This is a genomic window from Roseovarius sp. A46 (genome assembly GCF_004126395.1).
Taxonomy (GTDB): domain Bacteria; phylum Pseudomonadota; class Alphaproteobacteria; order Rhodobacterales; family Rhodobacteraceae; genus Roseovarius; species Roseovarius nitratireducens.
Genome location: NZ_PVWS01000049.1, coordinates 1 through 15,449, shown reverse-complemented (window position 1 = coordinate 15,449; position 15,449 = coordinate 1). Strand labels below are relative to the sequence as shown.

Below are 15,449 nucleotides of genomic sequence, written 5' to 3'. Positions count from 1 at the left end.
GGGCTGCCGGTTTTGGGGGCGAGGGTACTTTTCAACCACTAACGGTGCCATCACCGAAGACATCGTACTTCAGTACCTGGAACAGCACATCGCTGATCCTACCGGCGCCAGCCGGTAGTCGTTCAGTCCTCCTCATAAGCGCCCGTCGCGCCGCCGCTCAGCCAGATCGTTGCGAGAACGAGGACGACGCGCCGCTGCCGCGAGCATCGGTTGTTGGGCCTCATGGGTTCTCTCCATGGTCTCGAGCTGCTCGGTAAGCCGGTCGGCGCGCTCGCAGGAGCGGCGCAGGGCCAGCAGGGACAGAAGGATCGCGCGGGCGATGACGCCGTAGCGAAGCGCCCCGCGCGCCCATGCTGATCCGGCGAACGTGGCGATGAGCCCGCTGATCACCGCCGCCCTCGGTGCCAGTCGTCGAGGGCGGCTTAGATCGTGACCACGATGCCCGCGAGCGCAATGAGGCGCCAACGCATGGTGTCGAGATACGGACCAGCGGCAGGATGGCATTCTGCATCTCGGCCAGCACCTGCTGCGCCACCTCGACGCCAGCCGCGCGCCGCAGGTCGCGACGCCCGCCGCGGGCTCATCCCCCCGCTAGCCTAGCTCGCGGTTCCTTTCGCCGATATCCCAGAACAGCCCGGCCATCAGCCGCAGCGCGTCGCGGCAGACGGGTTTCAGGACATGCTCGTCAGGCGCGTGCTGTGAACAGCCGCGATAGGAATGCGGCACCCAGACCGTCGGCAGCCCGAGTATCTCGGCAAAGGCGTCATTGGGCAGCGATCCCGCGAGGTTGGGCAGTACATGCGGCGCCTGCCCCGATGTCCGCTCCAGTGAGGCGGCGGTGAACCTGACCCAAGGATGATCCGGGTCGAGCCGCGTCGCACGGAAAAACCCGCGATCATGCGGCACGATCTCAACCGCCTCGAACCCCTGCGCATCCAGATGCCGCCGCAGCGCGGGCAGAATGTCCTCGGGTGTCGTGCCCACCACGTAACGCAACTGACAGGTCGCGCACGCATGGGCCGAAATGGCGTTGACCGGGGCCTCCGGCACGCCGCTCTTCATCGCGAGGATGGCAAAACTGTTCCAGCCATAGGCGCGCTCTGCCCGGGTCAGGCTTTCCTCGCCCCAATCCGGGTCGATCGCCGGGCCGTCGCCGCCCTCGATGGGCAGGCCCCCAAGCGCCGCACGCACGCTGTTGCTCAGGCTGTCGGGCCGCCATTCGGGAATGCGGATCTGCCCGCGCGCATCGGTGATGGATGAGAGCGCCTGCGCCAGGATCATCGCTGGATCGGCCAAGAGCCCCCCCCAATTGCCCGAGTGATGCGCCCCCTCGCGCAGATCCACCACCAGATCGAATGTGACCCCCCCGCGCGAGCCCATGAACATGGTGGGCGTCTCGGGCTGCAGGCGCGGCCCGTCCGAGGCGATCAGCACATCGGCCTTCAGCGCGTCCTTGTGGGCCGCAAAGAAATCGTGCAGCCCCGGCGATCCGGTTTCCTCGCCGGTCTCGATCACGATCCGGCAATTGAACCCCAACTGCCCGCGCGCCGCGATCACCGCCTCCATCGCCGCGATGTTGATCAGATGCTGCCCCTTGTTGTCGGCGGTGCCCCGCCCATAGAGCCGGTCACCCTCCTCCACCAGCCGGAAGGGATGCAGCCCCTCGCGCCACTGATCGGTCTGCGCGCGGATCACATCGCCATGCCCATAGCTCAGGATCGTGGGCAGGTCATCGCCCTCGTGCCGTTCGCCAACCAAGAGCGGCCCCGCCCCCGATGCGGGATTGTCGTGGATGGCGCAGGTGAACCCCATCGCCGTAAGGCGCGGCAGCATCGCCTCTTGCAGGTAGCGCCGCAGTTCCGAGGCCTGATCGGGGTTCTGGCTCTCGGTCTCGTAGGCCACCAGATCGGCCAGGTCGGTCTGGAACCGGCCCTCGTCGAAATAGGCGGAAATCGTGTCGATCGCGGCATCTCTGGTCATGGCTGTCCTGTCTTCTCTTCTGCTACGGCATCGCCCCAGGGCGACATGATCTCGGTGCAGCCCGTGTTCACTGTCCCCCGCCGCATCACGCCGGCAGGGCAGGCAAAGGCATAGGGGAACGGGCTGCGCCGGGTGGTGTGCACGACATGCTCGGCGCGCAGACGCGCCAGCACCCCGGGCGGCAGGGTCTCGTCGGCGACCACCGCAGCGCCGCCAGAGACGTCGATGCGCGGATGATGAAAGGCCGCGCCGATCTCCATCCCGTAATCCGCGACGAAGGACGCCAGCTGCACCATCGCCGAAACGATCTTGCGCCCGCCCGACGCGCCGAAGGCAAGGCGCGCCCCGCCTGCGTCGCCCAGGATGGGGCAGACATTCATCAGGCAGCGCTTGCCGGGGGCCAGCGAATTGGGCCGCCCCGGCAGCGGGTCGAACCACATGATCCCGTTGTTCATGGTGAACCCGGTCGAGGGCGACACCACCCGCGACCCGAAGATCGACAACAGCGTCTGCGTCTGCGCCACCATGTTGCCGTCCCGGTCCACCACCGAGAAATGCGTGGTGCAGCCCTCATGCGTCTCGCTCTCTCCGCTGTCGCCCATCGTCTCCAGCCGCTCGGCATATGCCGCGTTCAACCCGTCGGCATAGGCGGCAAAGGCTTCGGCGCCGGGCGCAGCACCCATCTCTCGGCCCTCCATCACCCGCAGGGCATGAGCAAAGGTCGGCCCGGCGGTCAAACCCGGCAGCACGTCGAACCGCGCTCCGCGATAGGCGACACGCAGCGGATCGCGGAACACCGCCTCATAGCCGCGCAGATCGTCATGGCTCAGGCTGCCGCCCTTGGCCTGCATGTCGGCGGCCATTGCCACACCCAGATCGCCGTCGTAAAGCGCCCGCGCCCCGTGCCGCGCGATCTGATCGAGACTGTCAGCCATGCGCGCCTGATCCAGCCGCTTTTCCGCCAGGGCCGTCCAGCCCGAGATCGTGGGCCACTGCCCATCCTCGAGAAACAGCGCCGCTGCATCCCGGTCCTTGGCCAGTTCCCGCGTGGTCGAGGCGATGATCAGCGCGGCATACCAATCCACCAGCATTCCCTCGCGCGCATGGGCGATGGCAGGGGCCAGCAGATCGGCCCAGGGCATCCGGCCATAGCGCGCGTGCATCCGCCCCATGCCATCAACCAGCCCCGGCACCGCCACGGCAGTCGCGCCTTGCACGTTGCGGTCGCCCTCGACCTGCTCCCACGGGAAAAGATCGCCCGCCACCCCCTTGCCCGTCAGCGGATAGTCGGCGGGATCAAGCGCCGCCGGCGCGCGCATCCCGTAATCCAGCGCCTGTGCCCGGCCCTCCTCGGCGCGCCACAGCATCAGCGCGCCGCCCCCCGCCGGGCCGCTCATCCACGGCTCCAGCACGCCGATGGCAAAGGAGGTGGCAATCGCGGCATCCACCGCATCGCCCCCCGCCGCCAACACCTCGGCCCCCACCTGCGCGGCCAGCCGGTGCTGGGCTGCGACGATGCCGTGTTCGGTCTCGATGACGGACTTGGTCGTGGTCGCCGTGCGCGACAGGTTCACCGACATGTCACGCCGCCTTTGGATTGTGCATCGGGCTTTGTGGGTCGTGCAGGTGGCATTCCACTCGCCCCGCCGAGGTCTCTACGGCGCGCGGTGCGGTGGTCTTGCACAGATCGGTCGCCATCGGGCAGCGCGGATGAAAATGACAGCCCGTGGGCGGGTCGATGGGGTTGGGATAGGCCATGCCAAGCTGCGTGTCGGGCACGCCCAGCCCCGGCTCCGGCGTCAGCACCGACTTGAGCAGGGCCTGCGTGTAGGGGTGGCGCGCCTCGTCGAACAAGCCAGCCACATCCGCCTCTTCGACGATCCGGCCCAGATACATCACCGCAACCCGTGTCGCCAGGTGCTCCACCACGGCCAAATCATGGCTGATGAACAAATAGGTCAGCCCGAACTCGCGGCGCAGATCGCCCAGCAAGTTCAGGATCTGGCTCTGCACCGACACGTCCAGCGCCGAGGTCGGCTCGTCACAGATCACGATCTCGGGCTTCATGATCAGCGCGCGGGCAATCGCCACGCGCTGCCGCTGCCCGCCGGACATCTGGTTGGGAAAGGTGTTCATGACTCGCGCAGGCAGGCCCACGATATCGAGGATCGAGCGCACTTCCTTCTCCCAATGCGCCCGGTCGCCGATCCCGTGCACCCGCAACGGCAGCGATACGATATCAAAGATGCTCTTTCGCGGGTTGAGCGAGGAATAGGGATCCTGAAAGATCGGCTGAATCCGCCGCGCCAGCGTCATGCGGTCCTGCGCGCCGATCTCTTCGCCATCGACCAGGACCTGCCCAGCCGTGGGCGCCTCCAGCCCCAGCAGGATCTTGGCCAGCGTGGACTTGCCACAGCCCGACTCGCCCACAAGCCCCAGCACCTCGCCACGCGGCAGCGAGAGCGACACGTCATTAACCGCCGTCAGAGGCCGCGCGGTGCCAAAGAGGCCCTGCTTGACGCGGTAGGTCTTGGTCACGCCGCGCAGTTCCAGAATGGCCGGGGATTGCGTGCTCATGCGGAAACCTCCTCTTCGGCGTGGCGTGCGCCGTCGGGGTGAATGCAGCGAAAGGCGTGTTCGCCCTCCTTACGATGGGGAATTTCGGCGCGGCACTCGGGCCGCGCATGCGAGCAGCGCGTTCGAAAGGCGCAGCCCTCCACGTCGCCGATGAGCGACGGCACGATGCCCGGAATGGTGCCAAGCGTGCTGCCCCGCTCGGTCTTGCCCGGCTGCGGAATGCAGCGCAGCAGCCCGCGCGTATAGGGGTGCGACGGCGTGTTGAACACGTCGGCTGCGGGGCCGGTTTCGACCAACTCGCCCGCATACATCACCGCCACCTTGTCGGCGACGCGCGCGACCACGCCCAGATCATGGGTGATGAGGATCATAGCCATGTTCATCTCTCGACCCAGATCGTAGAGCAGCCGCAGGATCTGCGCCTGAATCGTCACGTCGAGCGCGGTGGTGGGCTCGTCCGCGATGATCAGTTCCGGCTCGCACATCAGCGCCATTGCGATCATCACCCGCTGCCGCAAACCACCCGACAATTGATGCGGATATTGGCCCAGGCGGCTGCGGGCGGCAGTGATCCCGACCTTTTCCAGCAATTCCACGGCCCGCTCCCGCGCCGCCTCTCGCCCCACGGATTTGTGCAAGAGCAGCGCCTCAGTCAGCTGATCGCCAATCGTGTAGGCCGGGTTGAGCGAGGTCATCGGCTCCTGAAAGATCATCGCCATGCGGTCACCGCGCAGGGCCCGCATGGCGCGCGGCTTGGCGGTCAGGATGTCCGTGCCGTCGAAATCCATCCGGTCGGCACTGCGCCGGATGGTCTTGCCCAATAGGCCCATCAGCGCCAGCGAGGTCAGCGATTTGCCCGATCCGCTCTCACCAACGATGCACAGCGTCTCGCCGCGCATCAGGTCGAAATCGATGCCGCGCACCGCGTGCAGGGTGCCGCCGCCCACGGGAATATCCAGCGTCAGGTTGCGCACGCTCAGCAGGGGGTTCTCCATGGTCTCAGCTCCGGTTTTCGGGGGCGGTGACGTCGCGCAGACCGTCGCCCATCAGGTTGATCGCCAGCACGAGGACGAACAGCACGGCCCCGGGGATGAGCACCATCCACGGCTCGAACAGCATCATGTTCTTGCCCTCCGACACCATCAGACCCCAGCTTGGGGTGGGCGGCTGAACGCCCAGCCCGAGGAACGACAGCGCCGCCTCCAAGAGGATGGCATGCGCCATTTCCAGCGTCACCACCACGATCAGGTTATTGGCGATATTGGGCATGATTTCGGACAGGATCACGCGCGGGGTCGAGGCGCCGATGGCGCGCGCGGCGGCCACGTATTCCCGCCCCCGCACCTGCAGCGTCGAGGCGCGCATCACCACCGCGAACCGGTCCCACAAAAGCAGCCCCAGCACCACGATCACCACTTGGAGCGATCCGCCAAGGATCGCCACCACCGCGAGCGCCACCAGAACCACCGGCATCGCCAGCCGCACGTTGATGAGAAACGTCACCACCATGTCCACGCGCCCGCCAAAATAGCCGGCGGCCACCCCCATCGCCGTGCCGATCACACCCGAGATCAGCGCCGCGATCACCCCGATCATCAGCGACACGCGCGCGCCGTAGATCAGCCGCGACAGGTAATCCCGCCCCAGATGATCCGTGCCCAGCGGATGCTCCCAATCGCCACCCAGAAACACCGGCGGCTCCATCCGGGTCATCAGGCTTTGCGCATAAGGGTCATGCGGGGCCAAGAGCGGCGCAAAGATCGCGATCACCGAGAGGATCACCAGCACGCCCGCGCCGATCATCAGCCCCTGATGGCCGAACACGCGCTTGCGCAGCATCTGACCGGGCGTCGGGCCGGTGATCTCTGCCAGGATCGGATCATGAGTTTCAACTTGGGTCATCTCAGCTGCTCCGCATGCGGGGGTCGAGCCAGGCATTCAGCACATCGGCCAGGAAGGTGAAGACGATGTAGAACATCGAGAATACGAGGATCAGCGCCTGCACCGTTGGCAGGTCGTTGCGCGCGATGCTCTCCCACGCGAGGAACCCCGCGCCATGCAGCGCAAAGATAGACTCGACCACGATCGACCCGCCCAGCATGAAGCCCATCTGCACAGCAGCCAGCGACACCACCGGAATGATCGCGTTGCGCAGCGCGTGGCGGAACAGCACCCGCCCCTCCGGCGCGCCCTTGGCCCGCGCGGTGCGGATATAATCCGAGGACAGCACGTCGAGCATCCCCGCCCGCGTCAGCCGCATGATCGCGGGCATCGCGTAATAACCCAGCACGATGGTCGGCATGATGAAATGCGCAGGGGTCGATGCGCCCGAGGGCGGCAGCCATCCCAACTGAATGGCGAAAATCACGATCAGGATCAGGCCGAACCAGAAGCTTGGCATCGCCTGCCCCGCCACCGACAGGAACAGCGCCACCCGGTCGATGATCGAGTTGGGCCGGATCGCCGCGGCCACGCCCAGCGGCACGGCTGTCAGCAGCGCGAAGGTGATCCCGCAAACCCCCAGCGTCATGGTCACGCCCAGCCGCTCGACGATCAGCGACGACACCGGCAGGCGGAAATAGTAGCTTTCGCCGAAGTCGAATTGCAGCGCCGAGACCAGCCAGTCGCCATATTGCACCAACATCGGGCGGTCAAAGCCATAGAGCTTTCGGATCGCCTCGATATCCTCGCCGCTCGCAGTCTCGCCCGCCAGCGCGGCGGCCGGATCGCCCGCCATGAACAGCAGGCTGAAGCTGATCAAGGACACGGTAAAGGCCACCAGAACGGCAAGGCCAAGTCGTTTCAGGATGAATAAGAGCACGGGAAGGCCCCTCGATTTCTGGCAGGTCGCTGGATGCGCTGAGGGCGGGGGGCCGCGGACGCGGCCCCCCGGTTCAGTCGGCGTGGATCAGTTCCACCCCATCGTGGTGAAGCGCAGCACCTCGTCGGCGGTCGGCGTATACTCGACCTCCTTGGTGAACACGTAGTTGGTGTTGTACGAGAACATCGGTGCCCAGTAGGCTTGCTCGGTGATCCGCTCGATGGCCTTGGTGTAATGCTCCTTGCGCGTCTCGGGATCGGTCGCACTGTCGGCCACCTCCAGATCGGCCAGCACCTGGTCATCGCGCGCATCGTCAAGCGATCCGTGTTTGAAGAACTGGCTGACCATCGCCGAGGCGTCGTTGACCGAGAAGCTGCCCCAGGTCAGGAAGGCGAGCGGCACATCACCGGTCATGTTGAGTTCGCGCAGCGCGGAATACTGCAGGAACTTGAAGTCGGTCTCGATGCCCACGGCGTTGAGATAGCTCAGGATCGCCTCTGCATACTGGCGGTCCCGATAGGCATAGAGCTCGGTCTTGAACCCGTCCGGATAGCCCGCTTCGGCCAGAAGCGCGCGTGCCTTTTCGGGGTCGTAGTCATACTGCTCCGCCGCCTCTTCAATGCAGCCGAACTGGCTGGGGAAACAGGGCGTCCAGATAACCTTCGACTTGCCCTTGAGCAGGGCATTGACCAGCTCCTCGCGATTGATCGCGTGGTTGACCGCGCGGCGCACCCGCAGATCCGTGAACGGCGTCTCTCCCGAACGCCCGGCGGCATCCATCGAGAGATACCCCACCCGCATGGTGGATTCGTTGGCAACGGTGAATTGACCCATCTCCGCCAGCTTCTCGGACTGGTCCGCGGGCACCTGCCAGATCAGATCGAGAGAGCCGCTGAACAGTTCCGCCATCTGCGTGTTGACGTCCGGGATGGTGCGGATGTCGATATTGGTGATCTCGGGCTGGCCCTTGGGGCTGTCATGGTAATTCTCGTTCTTCTCCAGAACGAAATGCTGCCCCGGCGTGACCGAAACCACCTTGTAGGGGCCAGTGCCCACCGGCTCCAGACCCATGCCTGACGGGCCCACTTCTGCGTAATACTCGTTGGGATACATCGAGACCGGTCCGGACAGGAATTCGATGGCCGCCGGGAACTTGTCCTTGAGGTGGATGCGCACCGTGTAATCGTCGATCTTCTCGGCCGATTTCATCCAGTTCACGTTGCGCTGCGTCTTTACGCCGTTCTCTTCCCTGGCGACGAAATTGACCGTGTAGACCACGTCATCGGCGTTGAACGGCTCGCCGTTGTGAAACTTCACGCCCTCGCGCAGTTTCAGCTCCAGCGTCAGGTCGTCGATCCATTCCCACGACGTGGCGAGGTTTTCGGAATACTCGTTGGTGATCGGATCGCGATAGATCAAACCATCCCACACCGCGCGTTGCAGCACGACGCCCTCACGGGATGAATTGAAGTAGCTGTCGACGTTCTCGAGCTCCTTGGTGAACGCCACGCGCAGGGTGTCGTTGGCCTTTTCCGCATATGCCGCACCCGAGGCCGCGACGATTGCCAGACCGGCGAGGGTATGTCTCAAAGAGGACTGTTTCATGTCTCTCTCCCTATTTTGGTCGCGCGCCGATATGGCGAGGCGCGTGATATCGGTATTTTGTTGACGTATCATATTATGATACTTATAATCGCCATGTGATCCATTAACGCGAACATCACGTATGGCGTCAAGCCCCACGTCGGGGCCCCGGGAACATTTTGTGAGAGGCTTATGAAAACAAAGCAGGATACCCTCTATGTCGGCTCTCTCGCCAAAGGGCTGCGCCTGTTGCGCGCCTTCGACGAGGGCCATACCGAGTTGTCGCTCGCAGAACTGGCGCAGCGTACCGGCCTCGACAAGAGCGCCACGCAGCGCCTCGCCAACACGCTCCACGTCGAGGGAATGCTCGACAAGAATTCGGTCACGCGCCGCTTTCGTCCTTCCCATGCGTGGCTGCAAATGGCCTATGCATATTACTGGTCCGATCCGCTCATCGGGCAGGCCATGCCCAAGCTCATCAGCTTGAGCCAGGACCTGGGCGAGACAGTGAATCTCGCCGAAATCTCGGGCGACCATATCATCTATGTCAGCCGACTGCCCTGCAAACGCACCTATTTCGCGGCCACCATCATCGGCCGCCGCCTACCGGCGCTCTCGACATCCGCCGGACGCTCAATGCTCGCGACATTCCCCGAAGAGGAAAGGCAAAAGGCGATCGAGACATGGCCCATCATCCCCTTCACGCCCAGCACGACGCTCGACCGCGCACAGATTGCCAGCAGTATCAAAGAGTCCGCCAGAGATGGCTATGCGATTTCGACCGGTCAGATGATCCTAAACGAAATCGGCGTCGCCAGCCCGATAATCGGTCATGACGGACGCGCATTCGCGGCCGTACAATGCTCGGTTTCCGCCCATACATGGACGCGCGAGCGCATAGTGGCCGACATCCTGCCCAAGCTGCAGGACACCGCCAACGCTATCTCCCCTGCATTCCACGCGAATCATGCGGGTTGGAACTGAAAATCTACTCGTCAAGCGCGAAGAGGCGCTCGATTATGGTGGATACATGGGGGCACGCGGTGTCCAGTGGCGTGGTGTGGGAACTGGGGTTCACTTGCCTCTGGAGTGCGCCCCTCGGGCTGGACCAGTCAGGCGGCTCTTTTTGACCAGGGCGCGGCGCCGTCGATAAGGTCGACCGATCCCCACCGGACCGCCGGTTTAGCTTACCCAAACGTGAAGAAGCATCTTGCGTCCTCGGAGTTCCACCGGGCCAAGGTCGCGCAGGGCGAGTTCGTCGATCCAGCGAGCGGGCGTGCCGCTTTGCTGTAGCAGCGTGTCCGATATGGCAATCCGCGCACCTGCGCCCTTGGCCACCTCCTGTAATCGGCTGGCGGCGTTCATCGCATCCCCTACCATCGTGACATGGCTGTGGTCCGCGCCGCCAAGCGCGCGCACTTCGACCGGCCCGTAATGCGCGCCAAGACGCAGTGAATGCGCCGGATCGTCCTGGGTTTGCGTAACGTCCGCCGCAAAGGAAAGCGCCGCCGCAGCGTCGCCCGGCGCGGGCTCAGGCAGGCCGAAGGTCACCAGCGCGGCATCCCCTACGATTTGATCTACCACGCCGCCATGCACGGCGGCCAGCCGGGCAATCCGTTGATGGAACTGGTCCAGCAGATCGCCCGTGCCTTTCGGTCCGATCTTTTCACTCCGGCCGGTGAAGCCCGAGAGGTCAACGAACAGGGCCGCGGCGTTCATCTGGCGGCCCGTGAGGGCGGAGAGATCACTTTCGGCGAGCGAGCTGCGCAGACTTGGGGCGTGGTACTGCGCGAGGTTGCGCGCGTGGCGGGCGTGCTTCACGGCCTGCACCGCGATACCGAGGCCCGCCGCAAGCGTAAAACAGATCAGCACGGTCGTCGCATCGAGCCACCAGCCCGCCAGGAATGCCACTTGCAGGGCCACGCAGGTGGCGAGGGCGAGGGCGGTCAGAGCGGGCAGAACGAAGCGGGCGCGCTGGCGGGCCGCGGGATAGGCGATGCCCGCCACGATGAGGGCGAGCATCCCACCGAGGGCCCAGGCCACATGGTCGCGCCGGAGTGTGCGGCCTTCGATCAGGTTGGCGGCGAGTGTTGCGTGGGCCTCGACCCCCGGCATGGCAGGATCGAAGGGCGTGGGGTAGCGGTCCCGTGCGCCCTGTGCCGAGACGCCGAGAAAGACGATCCGCCCCTCAAGGTTTGCCTGGTCTAGATCGCGCAGAGGCCATGTCGGTACGGTTCCGGTGTCGCCATAAAACACGAGCGGGATTGCGCCGAACTGGTCGAGCGGTACGGTGGTTCGCCCGAGGCTGATCGTCCCGCCCGCACGCGCGCCGCGCAGCACAATTGGCGTGAACCGCTCGGGGTCGGCGGCGCGAAGGGAGGCCAGAGCCAATCCAGGGATCCATGCGCCCCCGTCGACCGCGACGAAGGGTAGAGCGGCGGGCAATCGGCGTAGTTTTCCATCCGGCTCAAGGGCAAGGTTGACATGGCCGAGCGTGGAGGATGCCGCAAAGTCTGGCAGCGGCCCGATCGGCATTTCGAGGGCGCCAGATGTTGCGGAGACGGCGGCCTCCACAGCGCTGCGGTCGATGGCGTCGGCCAGCGCGTCGTCCACGAAGGGTGGCCCGCCGCGTGCGGTCGCAAGCACGACCGGACCCGGGCGCGCCAGCGCCGCATTTAGCGCGTCATCCCGAGGGGTAGGGTCGGCCAGCAGCAGGTCCAGTACGATGGCCGACGCGCCTTGCGCGCGCGCGGCGTCGATGGCCGAAGCAAGCACCGATCTTGGCGGCGGGAACTGCCCAATCTGGGCGATGTCAGTATCGTCGATCAATATGACCGCCACGCCTTTGGGCGGTGGCAACGGGCCGCGCAGCGTGACCCGTGCGTCAAGAAGTTGCCCTTCGAGCGCCCCCACGATGCCCGCCCGCTCGCCCGGATGCCAGAGAACTGTGGCGATTACCAGAAGCGCCACAAGGGCCGGCACGACCCGCCGACGCCACCGGCCTACGCCTACCAATCGGGCCCCAAGCGTTCGGATTGCCCGTCAATCCGGCCTTGGCCCCATTGCTTGACCGGGCCGCCGCTGCCATCCGCAGCCACGTCTACCCCGTCGCCGGGCGTGAGGCGAACAGTGTTTTCGGCGAAGCCTACAAGAACTACACCGTCGCGCACGAAGGCGGCTGTTGCGTTGTCGTCAACTTCGATCGTCCATTCCGTAGAACGCACGGCGGCCACGGCGGAGGGCGTCCGCACGACGAAACCATCGCGCCGCCCGCCCGGACGAAGAAAGCCCACGATCCCGCGGAAAACATCAATGCCCGACGTAGACGTTGCATCACCCTCGGGGCGCAGCAGCCGGTCTAGTCCGATCCGGGTTTGTGCGCCCACGACGATGGCGACTTCGTCGGTGCACCGGATCGTCACCTGCGCCCTGCGGCGCGTGATAATCCTGTCGCCCGATTGAACCATCTCACCGGCGGTGAGACGATCCCGGTCGTCACCGCGTTCAACGAGCACGCGCCCACTAGTCCGCGTGACCTGACATTGGTCGGCTGATTGTGCAAAAGACGCGCCGGGCGTCGCCAAAATCGCGCATGAAAGCGCCAGGGCGCCGGCGCAACGCGTCCCGCATCTTTTCAGAATCAAAAGAACGTTATGCATCATGCCGGATACTAACTCTGGCATACCCCGTGTTGTCTACTGTTCTGACATTTGCTGTCAGTCTTGGAGGGCGTTGATGCCTGTGCGTCAAGTGTTCAATCCTGCCATCTCGTGGATCGGGTCGAGGATGAAGCGATCCGGCTCTGAGAACCAGATTTTGCAGATGTGTGCGCAGCTGATCGTAGCTGTCGTAGTGCTACACGAGAGCAGAGTATCGCTCGGCGAACAACGGTCAATCAGGTGCTGTAGCTGATATTGTAGGCCTCGTCGCAAGGCCCGCTTTTTTCTGCAAGAGCATCAGCCTTTCCCGCGTGCCCATGTCACGGGCTTTGCACATTTTCGAAAGCGTCCAGCAGCATTGGCATGGTCAGGGTAAAGGTCTTCATCGTCTTCCCGGCATGGTGCCCGCCAACCAGCTTGAGCAATCCCGCATCTTCGAGCGCCCACCGCTCGGCCAAGAATCGCCTCTTTGACAGGGATGTCAGCCCTGCCTCTCTCATGGCGCAGCGACAAAGCGGAAACGTCTTGCCGGGGCTATGGACTCCACCCGACATCACGCGGGTTGAGCCGCCTGCGTTTGCGCGGCGTTAGCGACGAGCCGCTTGGTGACAGTGCGCATCACGGCCATGGCGAACTTGGGATCTTCATACTGCAATCGCGTAAAGCGTTTCTCGTCGAGTTCATAGACAACCGTATCCTCCAGGCACCGAACCGTCGCCGATCGCTCGGCACTGGCATTGAAGAATGCCATCTCGCCGAAAATCTTTCCCGCCGGCACGGTTACATTCTGGCCCTCGACTTCGACGCGACCCTCGGCCAAATAATAGAGGCAGTCGACCGGATCACCCTTTGTGAAAATGACATTGCCCGCTTGGATGACACGTTTTTTTCCATACGCCATGGCGGCGGAGAAGTCAGGTTCCGACTCGTCCGTCATATGCGTCACCAACCTGCGCAGTGCGATGATTTCATAGAGGCGATAGGCGTTGATGGGTAGCAAGGTGAGTTCGATCACCAGAAGCGGCCAGACCTGAAACACGCCGCTATAGATGATGAAGCAGATGGACGACGCCATCGCCAGGAGCCGCAGCGGGATCATCGAGCTCGTTGCGAAGGTAGCCACCTTCAATACGACAGCGAGCCAGCCAACGGCCTGAATGATATGGTGTGCAGTGATTGGTTCCATTGGCATTTTCTCCTAATGAGCCCGTCGAGCTTGGGTCCAATCATGAATTGGGTCAGGCAATGCCGCGGCGTTGCCGCTTCCTCGTGGTAATATATAGGTCAAGGGGCGCGACTCATAGTCAATAGATGATGGTCGCGGCACTGGCGCGGGCGGAAACGCAGACCTTCGGGCCGTTATCATATCGGACCACGACGCGGACCAGAAGCCGGAGAATTCTCGCCAACGGCGGTAGAAGGTTCGGGGGCGGACCATTTTTATGACACGCGCTCAATACATGGTCAGCGCCGGAATGAACGAGATCGCCATCAGAACGCCGAGCGCCACGAGGTAGAATGGCAACAGCGACTTCTCCCCTCGCCGATCCCGACTTTTGCGATGGCGGCCGATATGAACAGCGTCGTTCCCACGGGCGGCGTATAGAGCCCGATGGAGAGGTTCACCACCAAATCAGGCAAAGCTGTACCGGGTCCAGACCGATTGCCTGACCGATGGTCACGAAGAGCGGACCGAGCAGCTGCACCGCCGCTGGCAGGTCGAGAAACGCCCCCACCACCAGCATTACGAGGTTGAGCGCCATGATGATCATCCATGGCTCGCTGATCGTATTGGCGACCCAGGCGGCCAGATCCTGCGGCACCCGCTCTGCCGTCAGCACCCACTGGATCGTTGACGAAGCCATGATGATGAACATTACCGCACCGGCCATCATCGCGGTATCCACCACGGCGTTCGGCGAGAACTGCCAGATGAGAATCTCCGTATTCTCAGAACCTTGACGACGCGGAGAGGGCAGCTTGTCGATATGCGCAAGCGACTCAAGGCTCAGATCAGCGCTCGCAAGAAGCAGGGTGTTTCTGCCGACCTCGAGACCATGGACGATGATCTACAAGACGTGCTCGGCGCCCATATCTCTGTCATCGAACAAAGGGTCGAAAACGTTATTGCTCAGACGGAGCCACTTGCCGCAAAGGCGAACCTCCTGCGGTCAATCCCCGGAATTGGGCCCGTATCCGCGGCGATGCTGATCGCTGAATTGCCTGAACTCGGCCGAATGACATCAGGCGAAGCCGCTGCCATCACCAGCCTGGCGCCAGTCCCACATGACAGCGGGGCGATGCGAGGCAGGAGAGCGATCGCGGGCGGACGACGGTCTCTGCGACATGTGCTGTTCCAAGCTGCGCTCGCTGCCGCCAGCCATAATCCAGTTCTCAAGCCAGTCGCAAAGCGTCTCAATGAGCGCGGAAAGCCGCACAAGCTCGTCATTATCGCAATCGCGCGAAGGCTGATCACAATCGCCAACGCGATCATCAAAACCGGCATACCTTGGCAGATTCAGCCCGGCGAATAGACACAGTTGCTCTACGGCAGACAGGTTTCGTAGCGAGCGGTCTGGTTGGGTGGTCCCTACGTAAACTGAGGCTATCCGCCTATGATTTTGGCCTGTACACTAATCGAGTGCAAAGGGGAAATTATGCGGCCCCGGAATGCTTGCATGGTTGATGGCCGGCCCAACTAAGAGAGATTTGAGATGACGACCGAGAACAAGGCGGTGTTCACCACTGGCAGCATTATGCGTCACGTGTCGGTTTCATCTTTTACGGCGAGCATCGGCCTGATGGCGATTTATGCGGTCGATCTGATA

At 63.8% G+C, this 15,449-nt stretch carries 15 protein-coding genes; 2 read left to right on the top strand and 13 right to left on the bottom strand.

Annotated elements, in window-relative coordinates; translation table 11 throughout:
- Positions 1-132: 132 nt before the first annotated feature.
- The 8 genes from C6W92_RS16680 to C6W92_RS16645 form a co-directional block, all read right to left on the bottom strand.
- Positions 133-390: a hypothetical protein gene (locus C6W92_RS16680; protein ID WP_129435184.1), complete on the bottom strand. Its 258-nt coding sequence runs from the start codon at positions 388-390 to the stop codon at positions 133-135.
- A gap of 201 nt (positions 391-591) precedes the next feature.
- Positions 592-1,980 carry a M20 family metallopeptidase gene (locus tag C6W92_RS16675; RefSeq protein WP_129435182.1) on the bottom strand — a complete coding sequence of 463 codons (1,389 nt, stop codon included), beginning with the start codon at positions 1,978-1,980 and terminating at the stop codon, positions 592-594.
- Positions 1,977-3,560: a gamma-glutamyltransferase gene (locus C6W92_RS16670; RefSeq protein ID WP_129435180.1), complete on the bottom strand. Its 1,584-nt coding sequence runs from the start codon at positions 3,558-3,560 to the stop codon at positions 1,977-1,979. Before C6W92_RS16670 ends, C6W92_RS16675 begins: the two co-directional genes overlap by 4 nt.
- A 1-nt stretch (position 3,561) precedes the next feature.
- On the bottom strand, positions 3,562-4,557 hold the full coding sequence (locus C6W92_RS16665; protein ID WP_129435178.1) for an ABC transporter ATP-binding protein: 996 nt from the start codon (positions 4,555-4,557) through the stop codon (positions 3,562-3,564).
- Complete coding sequence (locus C6W92_RS16660; protein ID WP_129435176.1) at positions 4,554-5,552, bottom strand: ABC transporter ATP-binding protein; 999 nt, start codon at positions 5,550-5,552, stop codon at positions 4,554-4,556. The genes C6W92_RS16665 and C6W92_RS16660 overlap by 4 nt, the downstream gene beginning before the upstream one ends.
- A gap of 4 nt (positions 5,553-5,556) precedes the next feature.
- Entirely contained in the window at positions 5,557-6,459 is a 903-nt protein-coding gene (locus C6W92_RS16655) for an ABC transporter permease (protein ID WP_129435174.1), read from the bottom strand.
- A gap of 1 nt (position 6,460) precedes the next feature.
- Positions 6,461-7,378 carry an ABC transporter permease gene (locus C6W92_RS16650; protein ID WP_129435172.1) on the bottom strand — a complete coding sequence of 306 codons (918 nt, stop codon included), beginning with the start codon at positions 7,376-7,378 and terminating at the stop codon, positions 6,461-6,463.
- Positions 7,379-7,465: 87 nt separating this feature from the next.
- The gene (locus tag C6W92_RS16645) at positions 7,466-8,983 is read right to left on the bottom strand and encodes an ABC transporter substrate-binding protein (RefSeq protein ID WP_129435171.1); all 1,518 of its coding nucleotides are present in this window, start codon (positions 8,981-8,983) and stop codon (positions 7,466-7,468) included.
- Positions 8,984-9,154: 171 nt separating this feature from the next.
- Here C6W92_RS16645 and C6W92_RS16640 point away from each other — a divergent pair, with 171 nt between their 5' ends.
- The gene (locus tag C6W92_RS16640) at positions 9,155-9,946 is read left to right on the top strand and encodes an IclR family transcriptional regulator (protein ID WP_129435169.1); all 792 of its coding nucleotides are present in this window, start codon (positions 9,155-9,157) and stop codon (positions 9,944-9,946) included.
- A 198-nt stretch (positions 9,947-10,144) separates the two neighbouring features.
- Here C6W92_RS16640 and C6W92_RS16635 read toward each other — a convergent pair whose 3' ends face one another.
- The 5 genes from C6W92_RS16635 to C6W92_RS18055 all read right to left on the bottom strand — a co-directional run bounded on the left by C6W92_RS16635 (position 10,145) and on the right by C6W92_RS18055 (position 14,531).
- Positions 10,145-11,944, bottom strand: a complete 1,800-nt coding sequence (locus tag C6W92_RS16635) for an adenylate/guanylate cyclase domain-containing protein (protein WP_129435167.1) — start codon at positions 11,942-11,944, stop codon at positions 10,145-10,147.
- 26 nt (positions 11,945-11,970) lie between these two features.
- The gene (locus C6W92_RS16630; protein ID WP_164989280.1) at positions 11,971-12,624 is read right to left on the bottom strand and encodes a FecR family protein; all 654 of its coding nucleotides are present in this window, start codon (positions 12,622-12,624) and stop codon (positions 11,971-11,973) included.
- 317 nt (positions 12,625-12,941) lie between these two features.
- The gene (locus tag C6W92_RS17765; RefSeq protein ID WP_164989279.1) at positions 12,942-13,079 is read right to left on the bottom strand and encodes a hypothetical protein; all 138 of its coding nucleotides are present in this window, start codon (positions 13,077-13,079) and stop codon (positions 12,942-12,944) included.
- 95 nt (positions 13,080-13,174) lie between these two features.
- Positions 13,175-13,807 (bottom strand): cyclic nucleotide-binding domain-containing protein, encoded by a 633-nt coding sequence (locus C6W92_RS16620; RefSeq protein ID WP_129435161.1) that lies wholly within the window; start codon positions 13,805-13,807, stop codon positions 13,175-13,177.
- Positions 13,808-14,243: 436 nt separating this feature from the next.
- A complete protein-coding gene (locus C6W92_RS18055) occupies positions 14,244-14,531 on the bottom strand; it encodes a TRAP transporter large permease subunit (protein WP_241691196.1) in 288 nt (95 codons plus the stop codon).
- 78 nt (positions 14,532-14,609) lie between these two features.
- On the opposite strand from C6W92_RS18055, the gene C6W92_RS16610 reads away from it, so the two are divergent.
- Positions 14,610-15,155 (top strand): transposase, encoded by a 546-nt coding sequence (locus C6W92_RS16610; protein ID WP_206735556.1) that lies wholly within the window; start codon positions 14,610-14,612, stop codon positions 15,153-15,155.
- Positions 15,156-15,449: the final 294 nt, after the last annotated feature.

Excerpts from the sequence above, each read along its gene's own strand:
- C6W92_RS16620 (WP_129435161.1), bottom strand. The coding sequence starts at position 13,807 with ATGGAACCAATCACTGCACACCATATCATTCAGGCCGTTGGCTGGCTC.
- C6W92_RS16610 (WP_206735556.1), top strand. The coding sequence starts at position 14,610 with ATGCGCAAGCGACTCAAGGCTCAGATCAGCGCTCGCAAGAAGCAGGGT.
- C6W92_RS16670 (WP_129435180.1), bottom strand. The coding sequence starts at position 3,560 with ATGTCGGTGAACCTGTCGCGCACGGCGACCACGACCAAGTCCGTCATC.
- C6W92_RS16655 (WP_129435174.1), bottom strand. The coding sequence starts at position 6,459 with ATGACCCAAGTTGAAACTCATGATCCGATCCTGGCAGAGATCACCGGC.
- C6W92_RS16660 (WP_129435176.1), bottom strand. The coding sequence starts at position 5,552 with ATGGAGAACCCCCTGCTGAGCGTGCGCAACCTGACGCTGGATATTCCC.
- C6W92_RS16630 (WP_164989280.1), bottom strand. The coding sequence starts at position 12,624 with ATGATGCATAACGTTCTTTTGATTCTGAAAAGATGCGGGACGCGTTGC.
- C6W92_RS16645 (WP_129435171.1), bottom strand. The coding sequence starts at position 8,983 with ATGAAACAGTCCTCTTTGAGACATACCCTCGCCGGTCTGGCAATCGTC.
- C6W92_RS16675 (WP_129435182.1), bottom strand. The coding sequence starts at position 1,980 with ATGACCAGAGATGCCGCGATCGACACGATTTCCGCCTATTTCGACGAG.
- C6W92_RS16665 (WP_129435178.1), bottom strand. The coding sequence starts at position 4,557 with ATGAGCACGCAATCCCCGGCCATTCTGGAACTGCGCGGCGTGACCAAG.
- C6W92_RS16640 (WP_129435169.1), top strand. The coding sequence starts at position 9,155 with ATGAAAACAAAGCAGGATACCCTCTATGTCGGCTCTCTCGCCAAAGGG.